Origin of the sequence: Ralstonia sp. R-29 (assembly GCF_049913345.1) — a bacterium.
Lineage (GTDB): Bacteria > Pseudomonadota > Gammaproteobacteria > Burkholderiales > Burkholderiaceae > Ralstonia.
This window is the reverse complement of sequence record NZ_CP184378.1, coordinates 781,235-803,932: the sequence shown is the minus strand read 5'-3', so window position 1 is coordinate 803,932 and position 22,698 is coordinate 781,235. Positions and strand designations below refer to the sequence as shown.

Genomic DNA, 22,698 nt, shown 5'->3' with positions numbered 1-22,698 from the left:
TCTCAGGCTCTTTCGGCGTGGCGCAGGCCGAACAGCCCGCCCGGTTTGACCAGCAGGAAGGCCAGCGCGGCCACGTAGGCGATCCAGCTCTCGATGCCACCACCGACAAACGGGCCGAGATACACCTCGGCCAGCTTCTCCAGCGCGCCGATGATCAAGCCGCCGACGACTGCGCCAAGAATCGAATCGAAGCCGCCCAGCACCAGCACCGGCAGCGCCTTGAGCACCACCAGCGACAGCGAGAACTGCACGCCCAGGCGCGCGCCCCACAGCAGCCCGGCCACCAAGGCGATTACCCCGGCCGTGGCCCACACCGTCGCCCAGATGCGCGGCAGGCGCAGGCCGACAGCGATGGCCGCAAACGTGTCGTCCGCCACGGCGCGGAACGCCAGCCCCACACGGGTGTAGCGGAAGAACACCGACAACACCGTCACCATGACGGCCGCGGTGCCGGCGGCAAACAGGTCGAAGCTGGAGACGAGGATGCCGCCAATCTGCAATGGCGCATCGGAGATGCCGAGGTTCAGTTCGTGGACCTGTGTGCCCCACGCCAATTGCGCTACGCCCTCGATCACGTATGACAGGCCGAGCGTGGCCATGAACAGCGTGATGGGCGGCTGGTTGACCAGCGGCCGCAGCACCACGCGCTCGATGCCGAGGCCCAGCAGCAGCATCAACGCGAACGTGAGCAGCAACGCGAGCGGGAACGGCACACCGCGCTCCACCAGACTTACAAAGGTGAGCGCTGCAAACAGCAGCTGCGCACCCTGCGCAAAATTGAGTACACCCGAGGTCTTGTAGATCAGCACAAAGCCAATCGCCACCAGCGAATACATCACGCCGGAGAGCAGGCCGCCGACCAGCACCTCGGCAAAGAACGCGAAATCGAAGTCGCCCATCATGCGGCCTTGCTTTCGTTGTGTTCGGCCTCGTGTGCAACGCCGAGGTAGGCATCAATGACGGCCGGGTCATCGCGCACCGCGTCTGGTGTGCCGTCGGCGATCTTGCGTCCGTAGTCGAGCACGGCCACGCGATCTGACAGGCCCAGCACGATGCCGATGTCGTGCTCGATCAACACGATGGTGGTGCCCCACTGGTCACGCGCGGCGCGGATCAGCGCGGCCATCTGCGCCTTCTCCGTGACCGTCATGCCGGCCAGCGGCTCATCGAGCAGCAACAGGCGGGGGCGGGCCACCAGCGCGCGCGCGAGTTCCACGCGTTTCTGCTGTCCGTAAGACAGCGTGCCCGCCAGTTGGTCTTGCACGTCGGTCAGGCCGACAAAGTCGATCGCTTGCGCGGCACGCTCGCGCGCATCGGCCAGCTCGCGGCGCGCGCGGCCCAGGCCAACCAACTGCTCGACGAAGACGGAACGGCTGTGCTGCACGCGGCCCAGCGCAATGTTGTCGCGCACGCTCAACCCCTTGAACAACGCCAGGTTCTGGAACGTGCGGGCAATGCCCAGGCGGGCCAGCCGTGCCGGCGATACCTTGGAAAACGCCCGGCCATCCAGCCAGATGCCGCCACGGTCCGGCCGGTATAGGCCGCTGATGACGTTGACCAGCGAGCTTTTGCCAGCCCCGTTGGGGCCGATGATGGCGCGGATCTCCCCCGGTGCCACTGTCAGGTCGATACCGCTGAGCGCCTGGATGCCGCCAAACGACAGGTCGATGCCCGCCAGCCGGAGCGCAGGTGTTGCGGCCTGTACGGCATGGGCGTCAACGCCATGCGCGAGCGATGGCGCATCCGCATCGTGCGTGGTGGTGCGCCGTGCAAGCGGCGGCGGTACAAGCAGTTCAGCGGACGTGTTAGGCATGGTGGATCTCCGCAAAGCGACGGGCAGCACGACTCCCTCGCGCCTACTCAGCCGAGCGGGCGCGATGCAGGGAAACGCAGGCGTGTCAGATCAGGCGACGGACGCGGCGGGCTCGGGCTGGGGCGCGTGCGCGCTGGCGGCGGCGCGCTGGGCTTCCAGTTCGCGCACCAGCGGCAGCACCTTGCGGCCGAAGTACTCGACTTCTTCGATGAAGTGCAGGAAGCCCGTCAGGACTAGGTCCACGCCAATCGACTTCAGATGCACGATGCGCTCGGCAATCTGCTGCGGCGTGCCGATCAGGTTGGTGCGGAAGCCGTCGTTGTACTGGACGAGATCTTCAAACGTCGACTTGGCCCAGTTGCCTTCGCCCTCGGGCGAGGCCTTGCCGGCTTGTTTGACCGCATCGCCAAAGGCGTGGACGGCCTCCACGTGTGCGTGGTCGATGATGTCTTGCAGCACCGCCTTGGCTTCTTCTTCGGTATCGCGCGCGATGATGAACGCGTTCACCCCGATGCGGACCTTGTGGCCGTTGGCCTTGGCCTTCTGCTGGATATCGTCGATCTGCGCCTTGATTCCCTCGGGCGTGTTGCCGTTGGTGAAGTACCAGTCCGAGACGCTGGCGGCGTTGTCGCGTGCAGCGCGCGAGCTGCCGCCTTGGAAGATTTCCGGGTGCGGCTTCTGCAGTGGCTTGGGGCTCAGGGTGTAGTCGTTGATGCGATAGAAGTCGCCCTTGAAGGTGAACTTGTCCTGCGTCCAGATGCCCTTGAGCACGCGGATGAATTCGTTGGAGCGGCGATAGCGCTCGTCGTGCTCAAGCCACGGTTCGCCCAGCGCCTGGAACTCGCCCTTGAACCAACCACTGACCACGTTGATGGCGATACGGCCGTTGGAGATGTGGTCGATGGTGGCCAGTTGCTTAGCCACCACCGCCGGATGCCACGGCCCCGGCAGGATGGCCGCCAGCACTTTCAGCTTGGTCGTGGCATGCAGGATGGCCTGGCTGAACGACACCGATTCATGTTGATGTTCGGCGCCATAGCCGGCAGTAAAACGGATCTGGCTCAGCGCGTAGTCAAAGCCGGCATTCTCAGCCGTCTGCGCCAGCGTCTGGTTGTATTCGAGGCTCCAGTCGGTGCGCTGCGGGATGGTGCTGACCACCAGCCCCCCGCTGACGTTCGGCACCCAATAGGCAAACTTGATGTTAGCGTTGGAAGAAGATTGGCTCATCGCAATGGTCCTTTGTCCGGTACTGGATTGGGGGCGAAACGAAGCGAGGCTTCAGGCGGCTTGCGCCACTGGGGCGCTGCGAATGTCTTCAGACTGCGGTGCAGTCAGCAGCGGCAGCGCGCGCGATGCGGCCAGCGCAATGCGGTCGCGCAGCGCCTGGCCGGTGATCTCGTAGCCGCTGAAATCCTGTTCGGACGCGTACACGCCCAGCGGCAACGTGCGCGCCTGGAAGAAGCTGAAGAGCGGCCGCAACTGGTGGTCGATCACCAGTGCGTGGCGGTCGCTGCCGCCGGTGGCCGCCAGTAGGACGGGCACGTCGATCAGCGCTTCGTGGTGGACCAGATCGAATAGGTGCTTGAACAGCCCGGTGTACGAACCGCGATACACGGGGCTTGCCACCACCAGCGCATCGGCCGATTCAATGGCGGCAAGCTCAGCCTGCACCGCGCTTGGCAGCTGGTTGCGATACGACACGCCGCCGATGGCGGGGGCGAGGTCCTCAAGCTTGATGAGGTGTGTGTCGATGGGCGCGACCTCGGCGAGGGCGGCCAGCAACTGCTCAACCAATACGAGTGTCCGCGAGGGGCTTTGCACGCTCCCCGAGACAGCGACGACCTTGAACTTGCGACTCATCTTGAACACCTCTGCGCTTGTGCAACCAACGGAATGACTTACCTGCGTGAGCGCAGTCGCCCCAAGGGCACCTCCTGCGCTTGCAAATCATTCTGCGTCGCACAACCCGCAGCGGCATACGTAGAAATCGGAGCATCTATATTTCAATGCTCGCGTTTGTCGCTAAGTCTCTGAGCAGTAAAGGGAATTGAAGTCTGTGTTTGATGTTGCCAATCTGCAATGGCGCGTTCTTATATCGAAAGACAAATTCCGGATGTGCGACAGCGCGCAATCTGCTGCAACCGTGCTTCTACAGCATCAGTGCATCGTGGTCGCCTTCGTGGTGAATGGCTCACCCTGGCAATGGCGTGCGGTTACTCGGGTGTGATGCACTTGGCCGCACGTTCCAGCAACAGCGCGCGCTCCTGCCCGTTCTGCGCCTGGGCTGCTGCGCGCTCGTATTCCGCACGGGCCTCGTCCAGGCGGTTGAGGCGCGCGAGGAAATCCGCACGAACGCTGGGCAGCAGATGGTAATGGCGCAGTGCGGGTTCGGCCGTGAGCGCATCGACGATTTCAAGCCCCGCCGCAGGCCCATACGCCATGGCCACCGCCACCGCGCGGTTCAGTTCAACCACGGGCGACGGCGCGAGTTGTGCCAGCGCGTCATACAGCGCGGCAATGCGTATCCAGTCAGTGTCGTCTGCACGGCGCGCGCTGGCATGGCACGCCGCAATGGCGGCTTGTAAACCATATGGCCCCAATCCGCGCCCGCACGCTTCCGCCCGTGCCAGGGCTGCAAAGCCGCGCTGGATGAGCAGGTAGTCCCACCGGCTGCGATCTTGATCCATCAGCAGGACAGGGCGACCGCCGGGGCCGACACGCGCGCGCAGGCGTGAAGCCTGAAGCTCCATCAGCGCCAGCAGGCCATGCACTTCCGGTTCGTTCGGCATCAGCGCGGCGAGGATGCGGCCCAGGCGCTGCGCTTCTTCGCACAGCGTGGGGCGCGTCCATGCGTCGCCTGAGGTGGCGGCATAGCCCTCGTTGAAGATCAGGTAGATCACCTGCAGCACAGCCGACAGCCGCTCGGCCAACTGATCGGGCTCCGGCAGTTCGAACGGCACGTGTGCGGCGGAAAGGGTCTTCTTGGCGCGCACAATGCGTTGCGCCACAGTAGGCTCCGGCACAAGAAACGCGCGGGCGATCTCGTCCGTGGTGAGGCCACCGAGCAGCCGTAAGGTAAGCGCCACACGGCCCTCGTGCGGCAGCACCGGATGGCAAGCGATAAAGACGAGGCGCAGCAGATCGTCGCCGATCGCTTCGTCGCGGGCGGAGTCGGCCTCGGTCTGCGCCAGCGCTTGTTCGATTTCCAGTTCGATGGCGAGCAACGCATGCTTCTGCGCGGCCAGTGTGTGATGACGCAGCCGATCAATCGCCCGATGCTTGGCGGCGGTGGTGAGCCATGCCGCCGGGTTGTCGGGGATGCCGGAGGCGGGCCACTGCTCCAGCGCCGCCACCAGCGCATCCTGCGCCAGCTCTTCGGCCAGGCCCACGTCGCGCAGCAGGCGCGCGAGCCCGGCGATGATGCGGGCCGACTCCATGCGCCAGACCGCATCGATGGTGCGGTGGATCTGCACGGTGTCGGCCATCTTGGCCATTGTCGTCGGGGCGCTTACTGTTGCTTGGCCGCCAGCTCGGCACGCAGGCGGTCTTCACGCTCGCGCGCCTCGGGTGTGAACTCCGCACCAAAATCTTCCGCCTCGAACACGCGGCGGATTTCCAGCCGCACATTGCCACCGGCATCCAGCGCCGGCCAGCGCTTGACCCATTCCAGCGCTTCTTCTTCCGATTTGACCTGGAGCATTGTGTAGCCGGCAATCAACTCCTTGGCCTCGGCAAATGGCCCATCGATCACTGTCGGCTTGCCGCCATGGAATTCCACGCGGGCCCCGCGTGAACTGGGGTGCAGCCCTTCGCCGCCGAGCAGCACGCCCGCCTTGGCGAGTTCTTCCATGTACTTGCCCATGGCGGTCAGCAGTTCTTCGCTGGGCATCACACCGGCTTCGGTGTCCTTGTCGGCCAATCGCAGAACCATGAATCGCATGTTGTTTCTCCTTGGGGTTGAGGGTGGAGTCGCGAGAGATTCGCGTCTCTCTTTTGTACGTCGAATGACGGAGCGTGAAATCGACAGGTGGCGACAGGCGGGGCAAAGAAAAAATGTAACAACGCGCCGACTGCTGAGCGGCCCTCCGCTAAACGCAGGCCACCTCGGGCTGCTGACGACCCTGTTCTTGTTCCTGCTCTTGCCCCCGCTCTTGTCCCATCCCGCGTGCGCGATACGACTCTCCCCATTCACGCAGGCTGATCAGCACCGGGGCGAGCGATTCGCCCAGCGGCGTCAGCGCATATTCCACCTTGGGCGGCACTTGGGGATAGACCTCCCGCACGATGACGCCATCGGCCTCCAACTCGCGCAATTGCAGCGTCAGCATGCGCTGTGTCGCATTGGGAATCAGCCGCGTCAGTTCCATAAAGCGCTTCTTGCCGGGCAGCAGATGGAACAGGATCACGGGCTTCCACACCCCGCCGATGACCGACAGCGTGACCTCCACAGAGCAACCGCTCTTGCCATCCAGACGTTTGAGTCGCATGGGTTGATACCTACAAAAATGATCGTACTGGTGAAAATTGTACGTTCTTGCGACAAGCGACGTAGCCCTCGACAATGCCCTCAATCGCCGCCGTGTTGCGGTGGCGCTGTCATCTCATAGCGTTCACAGAGGAGTCCTCCGCATGAAAGCCATTACCCTGCGCCAGCCCGCTGGCCTCGACCATCTCCAACGTGTTGATTTGCCCGACCCCGGCCAGCCCCGTGCGGGCGAGATCCGCGTGCGCATCCACGCCAGCTCGTTGAACTTCCATGACCTGGGCGTCGTCCTCGGTCGGATATCGACCGCCGATGGGCGCATTCCGATGTCGGACGGTGCCGGCATCGTCGAAGCGGTTGGCGACGGCGTGGACGAATTCGCCGTGGGCGACAGCGTCGTGTCGACGTTCTTCCCGACCTGGCTGGACGGTGGCGCAACGCTGTCGGACTTCCAGACCGTGCCCGGCGACGGCGTGGACGGTTACGCCCGCGAATACGTGGTCCGGCCCGCCCAGTGGTTCACGCATGCGCCGCGCGGCTACAGCCATGCCGAAGCGGCAACGCTCACGACGGCCGGCCTCACGGCATGGCGCGCCCTCGTTGTGGATGCACGCATCAAGGCCGGCGATACCGTGCTCGTGCTCGGCACGGGCGGCGTGTCGATCTTTGCGCTGCAATTTGCCAAGCTGATGGGCGCGAGCGTAATTGCGACGTCGTCATCCGATGACAAGCTTGAGCGCGTGCGTGCACTCGGCGCGGATCACACGATCAACTACCGCCGCGACGCTGACTGGGCGGCCAAGGTGCTCGACATCACCCAGGGCCACGGGGTGGATCAGGTCATCGAAGTGGGTGGGCCGGATACGCTGGCGCAGTCGATTCGTGCTTGCCGCACGGGCGGGCATATTTCGCTGATTGGCGTGCTGACGGGGATTGCCGGCGAACTGCCCACGGTCGAGCTGATGCGCCGTCACCAGACGCTGCAAGGATTGATCGTCGGTAGCCGCCGTCACCAGCAAGACATGGTGCGTGCGATTGAGGCCACGGGCCTCAAGCCGGTGATCGACCAGACCTTCCCGCTGGATGAGATTGCCCAGGCGTTTGCCCACCAGGCCGCGGGCAAGCATTTCGGCAAGCTGTGCTTGTCGATCTAAGCGCTGCAGCAACGGCGCGGCGCGGCGCGTCGCGTCGATAACGCTATCGATTACGGCGCCGCGTCGCTCGGCCAGACCACATCGGCCTTCCACGATTCCGTGGCGATGAATCGGCGCAGCTTGCTCTGCAGCAGGGTGACCCACGCGGCGGCAAAGCGCGAGGGAGGATTCTCGCGCAGGGTGGTGATCGCCACGTTTGACCGGATGCCCGGGCGGCCGATGCGATGCGCCACGAGTTCACCGCGCGCGATTTCCTCCTGGATGGCGATATAGGTGAGGATGGAATACCCCGCACCGGCTTTCACCAATTGCTTGGTGAGCGCCACGCTATCCACCTCCAACGCAACGCGCAGGCGTACACCGTGTTGAATGGCGGTCTGTTCGATCAAGCGTCGATTGCTGTGCGGCAACCCCGGCAGGATGAGCGGGACGCTGGCCAGGTCGCGGATCTGGTATTCGCGCTTGCCGGCTTCGGTGCCAGAGTCGGTGCCGGGCGGGCCCACGAGAATCATCGGCTCGCTAAAGAGTGGCCGCACGTTGAAGGCATCCAGCGGCGGCTGGTTATAGACCACGGCCAGATCGACCCGGCGATCCAGCACCCATTCCTGCAGCGAACCGCTCAGCCCCTCGCGCACATGGAGCGACACCTGCGGCCATTGGGCGCAGAAGTCCTGAACCAGCTCGGCGCCGATCAGCGCGCCCATCGTCGGCGGCAGACCGACCGCCAGGTGACCGCGCTCTTCGTCGGCGCTGGCGCGCACGTCTTCGCTGGTTTCGCTCAGCAGGTGCGTGATCATCTCGGCGCGCTCCAGCAAGCGTGAGCCGGCGGCGGTGAGCCGCACCCCTCGGCCGTGTCGCACCAGCAATGGCACGCCAATCTCCGCTTCCAGCTTCGCAATCTGCCGGCTCAACGCCGGTTGCGCGATATAGAGCTCGGCCGCCGCGCGGCTGAAGCTGCCGGCACGCGCCACGCGGATGAAGCTTTTGAGTTCGCGGATGTCCATACTTGCCTTGATCTATACCGGGTGGGCATAGCTTTGTGTGTCCACTTCGACTTTGTCAAGGAAGTCCGTCCATCCATGCCTTGCGCAAATAGTGAGGTCGCATCCTCGTCCGTCGCGGTAACACCATGACGTGCTGGCGTACGACGATTCTCAACAAAGCTCACTAAATCCGCTTCAAGGTTGATGCGCGCGCACATGCTGTGTTCAATGGCGGCACACATCTCGATACCCCTCTTTAGCAGGGGGTGGCGATGGTTCGTGCGGCAGAGCCGCAGGTTTGACGACAAAAAAGAAACCGGGTGGATCAATGAGCAAAATGAAACAGCGATGGATTGCCGTGGCGGCTATGACGTGCGTGCTATTTGGCTGCGGTGGCGGCTCCGATGGCACCCAGAGCAGCAGCACGATGGGTACTGGGACGCAAGGCGGCACCGGTGGTGGTGCCACAGGCGCGAACAATGGTAGCGGTGGCCAGACCGGCGGGGGCAAGACCAGCGGCGGCACTCCCGCCAGCACCCAGCAGGGCACCAGCTGGACCAGCGTGAAATGGGGCGGTGGCGGTTATGTGACCGGGCTGATCTACCACCCGAGCAACGCGAGCCTGCTGTACGCGCGCACCGATGTTGGCGGCGCCTACCGCTGGGACGCGACCAACTCGGCGTGGACGCCCATCACTGACGGCCTGGGTTTCGGCGCCGGCGAAGGCCAGTACCACGGTGTGGAGAGCATCGCCCTCGACCCGAACAACGACCAGCTGGTGTACATGATGACCGGCGATACGGTGAGTCAGAATGCTCCCGGCCGCATCTACATTTCCAGCGACCGCGGCAACAGCTGGACGCACTATGACCTGCCGTTCGCGGTGGGTGGCAACGATAACGCCCGGGGCTACGGTGAACGCCTGGCGGTTGACCCGCAGAATCCATCGACGCTGATGTTCGGCTCGCGCAGGGCCGGTATCTGGAAGAGCACGGATTCGGGCCACACGTGGAGCCAGGTCACGAGCTTCTCGAGCACCACGATGACGGGCGGTGGGACCCCGATCGGCGTCGAACAAATCGTGTTCGATACCCCATCCAAGGGCACCGGGCAGCCGACGTGGATCATCTGGGCCACCGTCGCCTCCGACTACGCCCAGGCGGCAGGCCTGACGTCGACGCTGTACCGGTCCACCAATGGCGGCGCCACGTGGGCGCCGGTCGCGGTTCCGTCCAACGTCGCCAATTACGACATCCCGCACGTGGTGAAGACGTCCGACGGCACCTTCTACATGACGTTCCGCCCGACAGCGCCTCAGGTACAGGGTGGCAGCGGCCCCAGCTATCTCTACAAGTTCGGTGGCAGCAACAACAGCACCTGGACCCAACTCACCAGCTCCACCAGCATGGGGATGGCCGGTCTGTCCGTCTATGGCACCGGCTCGACCGCCCGCATTGCGGTGGGCATGACAGGCTGGAGCGACGGCAGCAAGCAAATTCAACTGTCCGATGATGGCGGTACCACCTGGCGCGAAGTCGAGGCCAACATGCCGCATACGTCTGACACCTGCCGCGGTTGGATCGAGAACGTCACGATCGACCCCGCCAACCGCGACCACATCATGCACATCCACGGCGGCGGCATCTGTGAAACCACGAACGCCTCGGCAGCCACGCCAACCTGGAGCCCCAAGGTCAACAACCTGGAAGAGACCGCTACGCTGTTCGCCGCCGCACCGCCGGCCGGCGCGCAGTACAAGCTGATCAACGCCGCTGGCGACATCGGCGCCTGGGTGATCACGGACCTGGCGACGCGGCCGACGCGGGCGCCGATGCCCGGATGGAGCAGCGGCAATGCGGCCGACATGGCGTGGGCCGATCCGTCCTACATTGCTGTCACCGGCGTCGACAACGCCAACGGTGCCGTCGTCAAGGCCTTCTGGTCTGGCGACTCCGGCAATAGCTGGTCGCAGTTCGCGTCGATGCCTAACGGTGGTTCGAACAGCTCCAGCTCAGTGCAAAGCCTGGCAGTCACGTCGCGCAATAACCTGGTCTGGGCGCCGCAAGACTCGGTGCCGTCATACACCACGAACAATGGCGCGAGCTGGACGCAAACCAACCTGCCGGCGTTCACCGCCACGTGGAACGGCTTCTTCCGTGCTTATCGCCTGGCCGTGGACCGGAAGAACCCGAACAAGGTCTATGCCTTCGATTCGGGCGGTGCAAGCTGGAGCTGGCAGCGTGGCAAGGTCTACGTGTCGACCGACGCTGGTCACACGTTCACGCTGAGCCAGGGCTCGGTGAACGCGAACATGGCCTGGAATGCCTGGGGCGATACGTCGATGGTGGTGAACCCGAACGCCGAAGGCGACATCTGGGTGGCCGACGGCAATGCCGTGTACCACTCGCTGGACTCGGGCGCGACCTGGACCAAGCTCAACGCTTTTGCCACCGCCAACGGCACGCTGGGCGCCACCAATATCACGCTGGGCAAGGCGCAAACCGGCTCGCCGTACTCGGCTGCGGTCTACGTGGAAGGCACGGTCAACGGCCAGTGGGGCATCTTCCGCTCCGACGATGGCGGCGCAACGTGGTCGCGCTTCAACGATGACGCGCACCAGTTCGGCGGCAACGCTGTGGTGGTGGGCGACTGGAGCACCTATGGCCGCATCTACGTCAATGGTGTTGCTCGCGGGCTGATCTTCAGCAACTGAGCGGATCGACCGATCGACCGGTAACAACCGCAACCCGAAAGTGGGCCACCCGCTTTCGGGTTTTTTAATGGCAGCCCTGGCAGACCATGCCGGGGAACTCGCCTTGCTGTTGAAACGTCATGTCGCCGCCGCTGCCTTGCTGTTGAGACGTCATGTCGCCACCGCTACCTTGCTGAGCGGCCACCATGTCGTCAGCAAAGACCGACGACAACCCCGTCGCGCTGATCAGTGCGAGGAGCACGGTCACGATAATTTTTGCTTTCATGAAGGTTCCTTGGGATTCGGAGGTGCCTGCGTTGAAGGGGCGCGTTCATTCCGTCGAGCATCGAGAAATGAACTGCCAAAGATAAAGCTCACCGGACTGTAAAGGCGAAACGCGCGGCGCATTGGCCTCGCGCCGAATCGGATGGCGCGAAAGCGAAATCATTGCGCGTGTGAGATTGCGGACGCAGTCGGCTGACTGTTGGGTGGCAGGCGCCACTGGAAAGCAACGGGGTCTTGCTGCGTTCGCACTCGACAACCCGCCTTCGTCATCGCAGACATGGGAGGCTGCTACGCGGCCCAGACTTCTATGACAAAAAATCCATTACACATAGACGTCAATGAAGAAAATCTTCTCCGCTTGCCTTGGTGCCCCCCGGACGCTTGATGGAGTCCACTCCCCGTCGACCTCCAGTAGCACAGCGCCGGCAACGGACGCTTCGCGCCAGCCAAGGGCCCATCGCGCCGGAGGCCCCTTGCAGGGCTTGAGACAGTTGAAGGCAGCGCTCCCTCGCCCTCGACAGCAAGCGGCCACGGAAAGGCCGTTGCCACCGCTTCCGCCTGAGATGTGGGCGGCCATTGCGAGCCGCGCCACACCGCAGACCCGCAAGAATCTGCGGGCCGTCAATCACGAAATGCGCGCTGCGGTAGATAGCGAAATGCAATTGACGCTCAGGTATAGAGATGAGATCCAGGCCCTTTCTCGCTCCAAACTGGCCCCGAAGAAGCTCACGCTGGTCGGAACCTGGTTCAGACCGCAGGATCTGCACAATCTTCCTGCCTCGATATCGGAACTGGACGTGAGCAAATGCGTCGTGCGTCTCGATCCGCTCCATCTCGCGTTCTTGCATAAGCTGCCGCTCGTCCACCTGAAGATGGAGGGGGGCAACCTGTGCATCAAGGCGCTTCAGATTTTGGCTGAAAAGCCCACACTCAAGACGCTGCAAATCAGAGGGACCTCCCTTGGCGACGAGGCTGCGGAAATTCTGGCCAGCAGCCGCAGCCTCAAGTCGCTCAATATCAGCGCGAGCCATATCGGCGAGCGGGGAGCGCGCGCGCTTGCTGCTAACCGGACGCTTGAATCGCTCGATCTCGAATGGAACAACGTCGGGCCGGCCGGCGCAAAGGCACTTGCGGAGAATACGACGCTGAAAGAACTCAGTCTCAGACGGAACAACATCGGCCCGGCTGGCGCTAAGGCACTTGCAGCGAATGCGACGCTGGAGGTGCTCAACCTTGCTGCCGCTCATATTGGCGAGGAAGGCGTGCAAGCGCTGGCTGCCAACACCACGCTCCGGTCTCTCAATGTCATGGGAAACGCGATTGGCGACAAAGGCGCACAGACGCTCGCGGCTAACCAGACGCTGAAATCCCTCGACGTTTCCAGTAACAACATCACCGACACCGGTGCGCAGGCGTTGGCGGCCAACAAGGCATTGTCATCGCTCCACTGTTGATTTGCACCGAATCCTGACCCACCCGAGGTAGGTTTTTGCATCGAATGTTGACCCACGTATAGAACACTGTCCCGCTCGGCAACGAGCGGGAGATCGGAGTGATCGACGTGGCCATACTGAGCATCATTCGACGCTGGCATCTTCGCGACCAGATCCCGCTGCGCGAGATCGCCAGACGCCTGGGCATCTCCAGGAACACGGTCAGGCGCTATCTGCGCGCTGACACCACGGCACCGGCCTATCCTGCACGGCAGAGTCCGAGCAAGCTCGACGGCCATGCCGCCAAGCTCTCCGCTTGGCTCAAGACCGAGGCCAACAAGCCACGCAAGCAACGGCGCACACTCAAGCAGATCCACACTGATCTGTGTGCCTTGGGCTTCACCGGCTCCTACGATCGCGTTGCCGCATTCGCTCGCCGCTGGCGCCAGGAGCAACAGGAGCAAGCCCGCACGTCGGGGCGAGGCACCTTTATCCCACTGCGCTTCGCAGAGGGTGAGGCCTTCCAGTTCGACTGGAGCGAGGACTGGGCGGTCATCGCCGGCGAGCGCACCAAGCTGCAAGTGGCTCAGTTCAAGCTCAGCCACAGCCGCGCATTCTTCCTGCGCGCGTATCTGCTGCAGACCCACGAGATGCTGTTCGATGCCCATCACCACGCCTTTGTGGCCTGGGGCGGTATCCCGCGTCGCGGCATCTACGACAACATGAAGACCGCCGTGGATCGCGTGCGCCTGGGCAAGTTGCGTGACGTCAACTTGCGCTTCAGCACCATGGTCAGCCACTACCTGTTCGACGCCGAGTTCTGTAACCCGGCCTCGGGCTGGGAGAAGGGGCAGATAGAGAAGAACGTGCAGGACAGCCGTCACCGCATCTGGCAACGCATCCCTGCATTCGGCTCTCTGGCGGCACTTAATGACTGGCTGGCCGACCAGTGCGTACGGCTGTGGCAGCAGACCCGCCATCCTGAGCTGGACATGACCCTCTGGGAGGCCTGGTCGCTGGAGCGGCCACACCTGATGCCCGTGGGGCAGCCGTTCGATGGCTTTGTGGAGCACACCAAGCGCGTCTCACCAACCTGCCTGGTGACCTTCGAGCGCAACCGCTACAGCGTACCGGCGTCGTTTGCCAACCGGCCCATCAGTCTGCGCGTCTATGCCAATCGGCTCGTGTTCGTGGCCGAAGGCCAGGTGATTGCCGAGCACGTGCGGCACATCGACCGTAGCCATCTTCCGGGGCGCACAATCTATGACTGGCACCACTACCTCGCGGTGCTGCAGCGTAAGCCCGGTGCGCTGCGTAACGGCGCACCGTTCGCCGAACTGCCAGAGGGCTTCCGACGCCTGCAATCCACACTGCTCAAACGCCCTGGTGGCGATCGCGAGATGGTCGAGATCCTGGCGCTGGTGCTGTTGCACGACGAACAGGCCGTGCTCACTGCGGTGGAGCTCGCACTGGAGGCGGGTGCCCCGTCCAAGCAAACCATCCTGAACATCCTCAGCCGCCTCCTGGAAGGCGAGCCCGTGGCACCGATCACCTCACCACAGGCACTGGCGCTGCACGTCGAACCGCAGGCCAACGTCGGCCGCTACGACAGCTTGCGAGATCGGGAGGTGCATCATGCAGCATGAAGTCATGTTGGAGATGCTCAAGTCGTTGAAGCTGCACGGCATGGCACAAGCGCTGGGCGACCTGGCGGCGCAGGACTCGCCGGCCTACCAGTCGGCCGTGGCCATCCTGTCGCGTCTGCTCAAGGCCGAGCTCACCGAGCGCGAGGTGCGCTCGCTGGCCTATCAGATGAAGGTGGCGCGCTTCCCGGCCTACCGAGACCTGACTGGCTTCGACTTCAGTTGCAGCGAGGCCAACGAGGCGCTGGTGCGGCAGCTTCACCGCTGTGAGTTCTTGGAGTCAGCGCACAACATCGTATTGGTCGGTGGCCCCGGGACCGGCAAGACCCATCTCGGCACTGCCATCGGCGTGCAGGCGGTGGAGCACCATCACCGCCGGGTGCGCTTCTTCTCGACCGTGGAGCTGGTCAACGCGTTGGAACTGGAGAAGGTCTCCGGCAAACCAGGCCATCTGGCCACGCGTCTCATGTATGCCGACCTGGTGATCCTCGATGAGCTGGGCTATCTGCCGTTCAGCCAGACCGGCGGCGCATTGCTGTTCCACCTGATCAGCAAGCTCTACGAGCGCACCAGCCTCATCATCACCACCAACCTGAGCTTCGGCGAATGGTCCAGCGTCTTCGGGGACGCCAAGATGACCACCGCGCTATTGGATCGCCTCACGCACCACTGCCACATTGTTGAAACCGGCAACGATAGCTATCGTTTCAAGCACAGCACCACCCAGCCCAAGAAGGAGAAACGCACCGCCAAACAACCCGCACAAAGCAACACCTAACAGCCTTTGGGGTGGGTCAGTTTTCGATGCAAATCCTGGGTCAGGATTCGGTGCAAATCAACAATCGCTCCACCTCATTGACAACGCAATCGGGAGGCAGGGTATCGCGGCGCTGGCCAAAAATACCTCACTTTCCGCGCTGGCGATCCGTTACAACCTTGGTGGATTGTCGAATGCAGACGTCAACGCACTGGCTAAGAACACCACGTTGCGGTCATTGCACATCGGCGGCAACCCAATTGGCGATGCTGGGGCTTACGTGTTGGCAGCCAACACTACGCTTGCCGAACTCGACGTTAGGTTCAGTGAGATTGGCTCTGCGGGCACGCAAGCATTGGCTGCCAATGCATCCCTCAAATCCCTGAATATCACCGGCAACAAAATCGGCATTGATGGCCTTAGGGCGTTGGGCCGGAACACCGCGCTCGAATCTCTGACCGTCGCTGTGGATTGGGTTGGAGCCCATGTCCTGCTGCCGTTCGCTGAAAACACGACGCTCAAAGAACTGAACTTCAAAAGTAGGACCGAGCCGGATGTCTTCGCTCTCTCACTCAGTGCTGCAGGCCGCAACATGAAAGTCCGAGTGGATCCGAACATGGGCGAGGGAGAGTGAAATCCAGAGGGCCTGTTCCATACGGGAACAGGCCCTATACGCTTTAAGCCGCTTTCTTTGCCGGCCGCTCATCGCGCTGTTGAGGACGCCCGCGTTCGGTCAGCGGATCACCCTCGTTGAACTGCGTGTAGATGGTGGTGAGCGCAGATTGCACCTTGCGCATGCGCACACGGTAGAACACCAGCGCCCCTGCCAACGCGGCGAGCAAGACACCCACCGCCGGGCCGACGATGTCGGCACGCATCCACAGCGGCGTCTCATCGGTGGCGAGCGTCGTGCCGTCCACGCGGGGCGTGCCCGATGCATCGTCCGCTGGCTTGGGCGAGCTCTGCGCTGCGGCAGGTGTGGCCCCACTCTTCAACGCCGCGAGCCGCCGCATGTCGGCCACGTTTTGCTCGACCTGCGCGAGGCGCGATTCAAGCTCGCGGATTCTCTGCTTGGCCGCAACCAGCTCGTCGTTGAGTTGCTCTGCCATCCGGTCTTGCGTGCCTGTGGCGGACAGGCGCAGCGTGTCCTTGCCCGCCGCATCGGCGGGTATCGGGCGCGCTTGCGTGTGCGTTGCCGCATCTGCTTCCGGAGGCTGCTTGGCGCCGGCTGGGACGGTGGCATCGGCGTGCGTCAGTGCGAGGATCTGGCGATCGGCCTCGCTGCGTGTTACCGCACGCGCTTGCTCTTGCGACGGCAAATGCAACGTGGCGCCCACGCGCAGCTGGTTGATGTTGCCTCCAATGAAAGCCTGCGGATTGTTCCGATACAGCGCGAGTTGTGTTTGCCCGGAAGAGACTTCCTTCCGATCCGACAACGTGTTCAGTGCAATGCCGGACAGGCTGTCGCCGGCCTTGATGGTGTAGGTGTTTGCAGCGGCCTCGTCGTGTTCGCTTCCGGCCGGCGTGGCCGAAGTGGCCGAAGTCGCGGAAGCGGTCGTGGTGGTCGACGGCTGCTGTGCGCGCGGCTGGCTGGCCGATGCGGTCATCGCCACCGGTGCAGATGCGGTGGTCACCGGCAGGGTGTTGACGCGTTGCGCCGCGGTGCTGCTGGCCGGTGACACGCGCAACGCGGGTGTGACGTTGCGCTGCGTCTGCAGGAAGGTGTCCGGCGCGCCAGCCCTGCCCGGTGGGCTGAGCAGCACCGTGTACGCAGCCACGCGCTCGCCGCCTGGCCCAGCAAGGGCGACGATGACGTCCGCAATGGGATCGCTGTGCGGCACGGTTGAAGATACGTGAACGCCGTAGCTGCCGTCTTGCCGCTGTATCAACGTCGTGCGCAGCGAGGTCGTGCTTGCGCCATAAGGCAGGCCCGCCGCCTGGTAGGCTTCGCGTCCGCCCGGATGCAGCACCAGGGTTTGCGCGTCTTCAGGGCGTAGGCCCATCAAATCGATTTCCGCATCAAGCGGTTGGCCGATCCCTGAATGCAGATGCAGCACGCCGAGTTCGGCTGCATTCGCTACTGGCATGGCTGCCCAGAGTGCTGCTGCGGCAGCTGCGGTCAGCGACCGACGGACGTGCCAATGCCCAATTCCTCCATGGAATCGTGTTTTCATTTTGAATGCTCCCCGAGTACTTTTTACACCCGACTTATTAGATAGATTGGGGGGTGGTCGGAAAGGATAGAGCGTTTCATCAGCGTGCCGGCGCCGATCGCGGAGAGTTGAGAAAAATTCAGGATTGATACGACATACGTGTCATTGCCCAGGCGCATTGAATCTGATGCGGATTTGGAATCCGTCTATACCGATTCTCACTGGAATCGACCTAGCGGCGGCCAACCTCGACCATGCTATTGCGGTTTGCCGTCGAGTTATGCCGAGCCGGTATGGTTTCCTATACCCAGATGGTGTTTGTGCCGTGCAGCGCGGCCACCCTAGAATCGGATGCCGACAAAGCGGGCCGGGGGGCTAGCATTGCGGGTTGTCCATGCAAGTTGAAAGAGGCGTTTGGCCGGATGTTTTCGGGCCAAACGCACGGTAGTGCTGCAGTTCAATAAAAACGAATTAAAAGAGGTCGGGAAAGATGAAAACAGCAGGCGGGGCGCGCAATGCGCCCGGAGCGGGCCTTGATGCGGGCTCGCGGGGCGGGGTGCTTTCGGGGCGACGCTTTCTCGTGGTGACTGCAGTTGCCCTGGCATTGTTCGGCTGCGGTGGCGGCGGTACCGATAGCGCGCAGAGTGGCGGTACGACAAGCGCGGGCAGCGGTACGGGAACACAAGGTGGCAACGGTAGCGGCGGGGGTGGCGGCACCAGCACTGGTGGCACCGGCGGCGGTGGCACGGGCAGCACGGGCGGCGGCACCGCCAACACTTCGGCAAGCGCCGCGCTCGTCGCCAAGCTGGGCAAGCCTTCGCGCGTACTCGTCGGCCTCGGTTCGGGGCAATCGATTTCGGACATGCAAAGCCAAGGCATTCGCCCGGACATCGTCGACGTCTACCTGGTGGGCGCGGGGCCGGGCTCCTGGCCTTACTGGAACAGCCCTGACGGCGCGTACATTACGTACCAAGCGCAGGCCGCCCAGGCCTATGGCGCAACGCCGATGTTCACCTTCTACCAGATGGCCCAGAACGGTGACGGCAACCTGAGCGGCATCACCGACGCGACGTTCATGAGCACGTACTGGAGCCAGGCGCGGTTGATGTATCAACGCATTGCTGCGTTGAATGCGCCGGTGCTGATCAACCTGGAGCCCGATTTCTGGGGCTACGTGTCGGCGCAGGCCCCCAACCATGATCCCACGCAGATGCCTGCGGTGGTGAACAGCCAGCCCGAATGCAGCAGCCTGCCCAACACCGCCGCCGGTATCGGCCAGTGTCTGGTGCAGATGGCGCGTCAGATTGCGCCCAAGGCGCTGATTGGATTCCCACCGGCGTTCTGGGCGGCCTCACCGACGGAGGTGGGCGGCGAAATGCGAGCGGCTGGTGCGCACTTGGCCGATTTCATCGTCGCCCAGACCAGCGACCGCGATGCCGGCTGCCTGGAAGTGGCCGCGGTGGCGGAGTGCACGGGCCGCGGCGGTACGTTCTATTGGGACGAGACCAACGTCAATACGCCCAACTTCCATCAGTCCCAAAGCAGCTACCTGGATTACCGGGCTGCGCTGGGCAACGGGTTGCCCATTCTGTGGTGGCAGACGCCGCTGGGTGTGCCGTCCAGCACGCCGGGCGGTACCAACCAGCACTACCGCGACAACCGTGTCGACTACATGCTGCGCAACACGCAGGAGTACGGCACAGGCCACACGTTCGCCATCGTCTTTGGCTCGGGCGGCTCGTACCAAACCACGATCAACACCGACGGTGGGCAGTTCGCACGCCTGCTGGGTCAGTACCTGGGTGGAGGCGGCGCCACGCTGCAATAAGTCCATGTGTTGTCGGCGGCGCCAGCTGGATAGCGCCGTCAACGGGCAGGTGGGCGGCGGCGTTGGGTTAGCTGGGCAGGCAAGTTGCAGCGGCTCTGCGTTAGCGCCGCCGCTGCAGGGTGGGAGTGGTGAGTTTCAGTACGAACGATCTGCGCATGCTGCTGGAGGTGACGGGGTCCCTCCATGAGTCATCGCACGAGGGTTTCACGCAGCGCGCAGACCTTACGCGAGGGCTCGCTACGCTGCTGAACACTGACGTGATGGTGCACCTGGCATGGAGCGATCACGGCCGGCAACTGGAGCAGCGCGGAACGTGGGGCCGCGATGCGCGCATGAATGCCGAGTACGGCGAGCACTATCATGCGCTCGACCCATTCGCGCCCATGCTGCGCAGCCAGACCGATCCGCTCATCGTGGCCAACCTGGTCGATCGAAGCGAGCTGTGCCGATCGGAGTACTACAGCGATTTCCTCTGCAAATACGAGGCGTATCCCGGCATCAGCATGTACCTGGAAGATGCCGGCGGCGTATTGCTCGATTACCGGTTTGGTGCCAGCGACCCGGGCAAGCAATTTGGCGAGCGGGAAGTTCGCCTGCTGGATCTGCTCAAGCCGCATTTGATCAACGCGCACCGGCTGCATCGGATTGCCAACGAACTACGCAGCGTAGGCCGTGATGACGGGGTCAGCCCCAGCTTTACGCTGCGCGCCGGTAAGCCGCCGCGGCCCAATCGCCAGGCGTCGGTATTGCTGTCGGTGCTGGAGCCGCATCAGAAGACATCGCTGTTGATGATTCTGTCGAGGGTGGCGGCCGGGTTGCCTGCCGAGGCTCGTTGGAACGGCTTCAACCTGTGCGTGGAGCGTCGCGTCGATCTGGCCAGCGGAGGCCCCGCCAAAGTCGTGCACTTGTTTGCGCATACCGCGGGGTCTGCGGCCTGGTTCAAGCAACGGTTCCAGATGACCACGCGTGAAAGCGAGGTGTGCCATCTGATGTTCTGTGGCCAGTCGGACAAGCAGATTGCCGTGGCGCTGAACATCAGCTACTGGACTGTGCGCGTTCATGTGGGGCGGGTGCTCGACAAGCTCGGGATCGAATCCCGTGCGGCGATCGGCCAAGTGGTGACGAGTGCCGCCGAGCTGTGCTGAGCGGCGGCGCGAGCGGATCGTACGCGTACGAGAAGACGCGAGGTTTCGACGCCGGCCTGACGTTGCCTGTGCTTAGACCGAGAACGTTTCAGAGGTGAGCGTCACCCAAACGATGCCTCGCCCAGCTCATCCTTGCGGGCACGTTGGTAGATGGTGGCCAGCTCTGTGCGATTGCGTGCGCCCAGCCGCATCAGCAGCTGGCGCATGTGCGATTTGACGGTCTCGACGCTGATATGCAGCCGCTCCGCGATCTCGGAATTTGAGCGGCCGCTGGCCACTTCCTGAAGGATGTCGCATTGCCGACGGGTGAGGCGCTTGGGGTCCAGCATGGCGGGCGATGCGGTGAATGCGGCTTCCGCGTCGGTGGCGGGCGCGAGCGCTTTCAACGCGCCGCTGAGCATTTGCTGGACGTCTTCCAGCGCCACCGGCTGCAACGTCGGCTGCGACGGAAGCCAGGTCGTGTCATTCAGGAGCGATGCATCCAGAAAGATGACGGCCAGCGATGTAGGAACCACGTCCCAGCGCGCCACCATGGCGGTCGATGGGAGGTTGGGGGCGCATGTGTCGGGCGGACAGGTTGATGATCGTGTTCGCGGTTGCATGCGGATTCCCCTTCGAAATGCAATGTGCAACGTGAGTCAAGGCGCTGGAGCGGCGGCTCGCAAACGATAAGCAGCCCTCGGCAGGCGCACTATCGCAAAAGGGGGCGTCCGGCAACCATCGCTATGGATAGGGATGGCCCGCGTGGGGGCGGTGCGCTAGGCGGCCATCGGACTTTCGCAAGCAAGCCATCTATAGAGCCGCGCAGTTGGGCCGATATATCAATTTGTCTTAAATGTGCTTGGATGCCCAAGATGGACTCTCAGACTCAACCCCGGCGGCAAGCCGGTGAAGCGATCGATGGATCTCTCCACAGCTGATTTACGAGCGCTGCTTGATATTACGGGGCGTCTACACGAGCCCTCGAGCGACGGCGTTCTCGAGCGTAGCGAACTGGCCGGGAAGTTGGCCAGGCTGCTGCACGTCGATCTCATGGCACAACTGATGTGGCACCGTGACGGCGCGTACCTGCCACAGCCCTGCGCACTGTGGGGGCGAGACCAGTGCATGCGCATCGAGTATCGCCACTATTTTCACGCGATCGACTCCATCGCGCCGCTGCTGCAGGACAGCTTTGAACCGATCGTGATCGAGAGCAAGATCAGTCGCTCAGAATGGGGGCGGTCCGAGTACTTTACCGATTATCTCTGCCGGCATCAGGCGTATCCGGGCATCAGCCTCCGCTTACCGGATAGCCGGGGGATGCTGCTGGATTATCGATTCAGCACCAGCGATCCGAAAAAGCGTTTCGGCGATCGCGAGACCTTGTTGTTGAGCCTGTTGAAGCCGCATCTGCTGAACGCCCAGCAGCTTCGCGCAGTCCAGCAGGCCCAGGAGCGCGGTGCCGATGCCGACACGCAGGTGCCGGGGTTTCTGCTCGCAGGCACGTCCCCACCACGGCCGAACGACAAGGCGCGGGCCCTCTTAGCCGGACTCAGTGTCGACGAGCGCGACGCACTCTATCAACACGTGTTGGAAGCGGCTTACGGATCGCCCCACGGGCAATGGAAGGGGTTCGGGTTCTGCGTGGAACGCGGGCCGGTGGACGGCAACCACGGGCTGGTGTGCAAGGTTCATCTCATCGCACGGGTCGTCGGCTCATCTGCGTGGTTCCAACAGCAGTTTGGCGTGACGCTGCGCGAGGGGGAGGTCTGCCATCTGCTGCTCAAGGGCATGTCCGACAAACAGATCGCGCAGGCCCTGAACATCAGCTACTGGACGGTGCGCACCCATGTGGGGCACATCATGAGAAAGCTCGGCGTGGATTCGCGCAGCGCCATCGGGCTTGCCGCCCTCAAAGCGGGCGGAATGCCTAAGAGCCGCTAACAAAACCGCCCTGGCGTCGTTGCGCCTCCCGCAGTGACCAACACTCGGTACGACTTGTACTGTCTGCGTCGGCACGCCTAGCCAGGACAGTTTTGTTAGCGGCTCTAAGCCATGACCCCGGCGGCACGGTAGGTGTGTAGCGTGCCTGCATCAGTTAGATGGCTTGAATTTCAAATATCCTCAAATGCACCGAATTAAAGCCAATCTGGTGAACTGGCGTTTGATATGAGACCCGTGCCTTAAAGACATGGCTTTGTCATACGTGGTCTCTAGCATGCGTGTGCCGTTCAATGCGAATTATTAAAAAATAAACAAACCACAATAAAAGCATTCGTCACCGAAATACGATCAATCGGTTGCGGATCATTTGCACTCGGAGCGGTTGGCCTGTTCCGGGTGAGAG

Annotated in this window: 20 protein-coding genes; 9 read left to right on the top strand and 11 right to left on the bottom strand. The window is 63.1% G+C overall.

What is annotated here, in order from left to right; all coding sequences use genetic code 11:
- Positions 1–2: 2 nt before the first annotated feature.
- From ACN9M1_RS20790 to ACN9M1_RS20760, 7 genes are all read right to left on the bottom strand, one after another.
- Complete coding sequence (locus ACN9M1_RS20790; RefSeq protein ID WP_426400461.1) at positions 3–902, bottom strand: branched-chain amino acid ABC transporter permease; 900 nt, start codon at positions 900–902, stop codon at positions 3–5.
- On the bottom strand, positions 899–1,813 hold the full coding sequence (locus ACN9M1_RS20785) for an ABC transporter ATP-binding protein (RefSeq protein WP_426400460.1): 915 nt from the start codon (positions 1,811–1,813) through the stop codon (positions 899–901). Before ACN9M1_RS20785 ends, ACN9M1_RS20790 begins: the two co-directional genes overlap by 4 nt.
- 90 nt (positions 1,814–1,903) lie before the next feature.
- Positions 1,904–3,040: a dimethylsulfone monooxygenase SfnG gene (gene sfnG, locus ACN9M1_RS20780; RefSeq protein WP_426400459.1), complete on the bottom strand. Its 1,137-nt coding sequence runs from the start codon at positions 3,038–3,040 to the stop codon at positions 1,904–1,906.
- 51 nt (positions 3,041–3,091) lie between these two features.
- Complete coding sequence (gene msuE / locus ACN9M1_RS20775; RefSeq protein WP_426400458.1) at positions 3,092–3,673, bottom strand: FMN reductase; 582 nt, start codon at positions 3,671–3,673, stop codon at positions 3,092–3,094.
- 353 nt (positions 3,674–4,026) lie between these two features.
- On the bottom strand, positions 4,027–5,298 hold the full coding sequence (locus ACN9M1_RS20770; protein WP_426400457.1) for an RNA polymerase sigma factor: 1,272 nt from the start codon (positions 5,296–5,298) through the stop codon (positions 4,027–4,029).
- 23 nt (positions 5,299–5,321) lie between these two features.
- Positions 5,322–5,753, bottom strand: coding sequence for a YciI family protein (locus ACN9M1_RS20765; RefSeq protein WP_426400456.1), 432 nt, complete (start codon positions 5,751–5,753; stop codon positions 5,322–5,324).
- 148 nt (positions 5,754–5,901) lie between these two features.
- The gene (locus ACN9M1_RS20760) at positions 5,902–6,300 is read right to left on the bottom strand and encodes a winged helix-turn-helix transcriptional regulator (protein ID WP_426400455.1); all 399 of its coding nucleotides are present in this window, start codon (positions 6,298–6,300) and stop codon (positions 5,902–5,904) included.
- Between the two features lie 142 nt (positions 6,301–6,442).
- On the opposite strand from ACN9M1_RS20760, the gene ACN9M1_RS20755 reads away from it, so the two are divergent.
- Complete coding sequence (locus tag ACN9M1_RS20755; RefSeq protein WP_426400454.1) at positions 6,443–7,450, top strand: zinc-dependent alcohol dehydrogenase family protein; 1,008 nt, start codon at positions 6,443–6,445, stop codon at positions 7,448–7,450.
- Positions 7,451–7,500: 50 nt separating this feature from the next.
- On the opposite strand, the gene ACN9M1_RS20750 is transcribed toward ACN9M1_RS20755, so the two are convergent.
- Positions 7,501–8,454: a LysR family transcriptional regulator gene (locus tag ACN9M1_RS20750; RefSeq protein WP_426400453.1), complete on the bottom strand. Its 954-nt coding sequence runs from the start codon at positions 8,452–8,454 to the stop codon at positions 7,501–7,503.
- A gap of 307 nt (positions 8,455–8,761) precedes the next feature.
- Here ACN9M1_RS20750 and ACN9M1_RS20745 point away from each other — a divergent pair, with 307 nt between their 5' ends.
- Entirely contained in the window at positions 8,762–11,146 is a 2,385-nt protein-coding gene (locus ACN9M1_RS20745) for a dockerin (RefSeq protein WP_426400451.1), read from the top strand.
- 64 nt (positions 11,147–11,210) lie between these two features.
- On the opposite strand, the gene ACN9M1_RS20740 is transcribed toward ACN9M1_RS20745, so the two are convergent.
- A complete protein-coding gene (locus ACN9M1_RS20740) occupies positions 11,211–11,411 on the bottom strand; it encodes a hypothetical protein (RefSeq protein WP_426400449.1) in 201 nt (66 codons plus the stop codon).
- Positions 11,412–11,952: 541 nt separating this feature from the next.
- Between ACN9M1_RS20740 and ACN9M1_RS20735 the strand changes: the two genes are divergently transcribed.
- The 4 genes from ACN9M1_RS20735 (at position 11,953) to ACN9M1_RS20720 (ending at position 15,877) form a co-directional block, all read left to right on the top strand.
- Positions 11,953–12,864, top strand: coding sequence for a hypothetical protein (locus ACN9M1_RS20735; protein WP_426400448.1), 912 nt, complete (start codon positions 11,953–11,955; stop codon positions 12,862–12,864).
- 98 nt (positions 12,865–12,962) lie between these two features.
- The gene (gene istA, locus ACN9M1_RS20730; RefSeq protein WP_012760797.1) at positions 12,963–14,489 is read left to right on the top strand and encodes an IS21 family transposase; all 1,527 of its coding nucleotides are present in this window, start codon (positions 12,963–12,965) and stop codon (positions 14,487–14,489) included.
- Positions 14,479–15,264, top strand: a complete 786-nt coding sequence (gene istB, locus ACN9M1_RS20725; RefSeq protein ID WP_426393935.1) for an IS21-like element helper ATPase IstB — start codon at positions 14,479–14,481, stop codon at positions 15,262–15,264. Before istA ends, istB begins: the two co-directional genes overlap by 11 nt.
- Positions 15,167–15,877, top strand: coding sequence for a hypothetical protein (locus tag ACN9M1_RS20720; RefSeq protein ID WP_426400446.1), 711 nt, complete (start codon positions 15,167–15,169; stop codon positions 15,875–15,877). Before istB ends, ACN9M1_RS20720 begins: the two co-directional genes overlap by 98 nt.
- Positions 15,878–15,920: 43 nt before the next feature.
- On the opposite strand, the gene ACN9M1_RS20715 is transcribed toward ACN9M1_RS20720, so the two are convergent.
- Positions 15,921–17,330: a type IV pilus assembly protein FimV gene (locus ACN9M1_RS20715; RefSeq protein ID WP_426400445.1), complete on the bottom strand. Its 1,410-nt coding sequence runs from the start codon at positions 17,328–17,330 to the stop codon at positions 15,921–15,923.
- Between the two features lie 556 nt (positions 17,331–17,886).
- Between ACN9M1_RS20715 and ACN9M1_RS20710 the strand changes: the two genes are divergently transcribed.
- Complete coding sequence (locus tag ACN9M1_RS20710; protein WP_426400444.1) at positions 17,887–19,224, top strand: hypothetical protein; 1,338 nt, start codon at positions 17,887–17,889, stop codon at positions 19,222–19,224.
- 128 nt (positions 19,225–19,352) lie between these two features.
- Positions 19,353–20,369, top strand: a complete 1,017-nt coding sequence (locus ACN9M1_RS20705) for a helix-turn-helix transcriptional regulator (protein ID WP_426400443.1) — start codon at positions 19,353–19,355, stop codon at positions 20,367–20,369.
- 101 nt (positions 20,370–20,470) lie between these two features.
- On the opposite strand, the gene ACN9M1_RS20700 is transcribed toward ACN9M1_RS20705, so the two are convergent.
- Positions 20,471–20,884: a response regulator transcription factor gene (locus ACN9M1_RS20700; protein ID WP_426400441.1), complete on the bottom strand. Its 414-nt coding sequence runs from the start codon at positions 20,882–20,884 to the stop codon at positions 20,471–20,473.
- Positions 20,885–21,269: 385 nt separating this feature from the next.
- Between ACN9M1_RS20700 and ACN9M1_RS20695 the strand changes: the two genes are divergently transcribed.
- Positions 21,270–22,295: a response regulator transcription factor gene (locus tag ACN9M1_RS20695; protein ID WP_426400439.1), complete on the top strand. Its 1,026-nt coding sequence runs from the start codon at positions 21,270–21,272 to the stop codon at positions 22,293–22,295.
- Positions 22,296–22,698: the final 403 nt, after the last annotated feature.

Bases quoted from the DNA above. Each gene is read 5' to 3' on its own strand.
- ACN9M1_RS20785 (WP_426400460.1), bottom strand. From the start codon at position 1,813: ATGCCTAACACGTCCGCTGAACTGCTTGTACCGCCGCCGCTTGCACGG.
- ACN9M1_RS20755 (WP_426400454.1), top strand. From the start codon at position 6,443: ATGAAAGCCATTACCCTGCGCCAGCCCGCTGGCCTCGACCATCTCCAA.
- ACN9M1_RS20715 (WP_426400445.1), bottom strand. From the start codon at position 17,330: ATGCCAGTAGCGAATGCAGCCGAACTCGGCGTGCTGCATCTGCATTCA.
- ACN9M1_RS20750 (WP_426400453.1), bottom strand. From the start codon at position 8,454: ATGGACATCCGCGAACTCAAAAGCTTCATCCGCGTGGCGCGTGCCGGC.
- ACN9M1_RS20765 (WP_426400456.1), bottom strand. From the start codon at position 5,753: ATGCGATTCATGGTTCTGCGATTGGCCGACAAGGACACCGAAGCCGGT.
- ACN9M1_RS20710 (WP_426400444.1), top strand. From the start codon at position 17,887: ATGAAAACAGCAGGCGGGGCGCGCAATGCGCCCGGAGCGGGCCTTGAT.
- ACN9M1_RS20770 (WP_426400457.1), bottom strand. From the start codon at position 5,298: ATGGCCGACACCGTGCAGATCCACCGCACCATCGATGCGGTCTGGCGC.
- ACN9M1_RS20745 (WP_426400451.1), top strand. From the start codon at position 8,762: ATGAGCAAAATGAAACAGCGATGGATTGCCGTGGCGGCTATGACGTGC.
- msuE (WP_426400458.1), bottom strand. From the start codon at position 3,673: ATGAGTCGCAAGTTCAAGGTCGTCGCTGTCTCGGGGAGCGTGCAAAGC.
- sfnG (WP_426400459.1), bottom strand. From the start codon at position 3,040: ATGAGCCAATCTTCTTCCAACGCTAACATCAAGTTTGCCTATTGGGTG.
- ACN9M1_RS20740 (WP_426400449.1), bottom strand. From the start codon at position 11,411: ATGAAAGCAAAAATTATCGTGACCGTGCTCCTCGCACTGATCAGCGCG.
- ACN9M1_RS20695 (WP_426400439.1), top strand. From the start codon at position 21,270: ATGGATCTCTCCACAGCTGATTTACGAGCGCTGCTTGATATTACGGGG.
- ACN9M1_RS20790 (WP_426400461.1), bottom strand. From the start codon at position 902: ATGATGGGCGACTTCGATTTCGCGTTCTTTGCCGAGGTGCTGGTCGGC.
- ACN9M1_RS20760 (WP_426400455.1), bottom strand. From the start codon at position 6,300: ATGCGACTCAAACGTCTGGATGGCAAGAGCGGTTGCTCTGTGGAGGTC.
- istB (WP_426393935.1), top strand. From the start codon at position 14,479: ATGCAGCATGAAGTCATGTTGGAGATGCTCAAGTCGTTGAAGCTGCAC.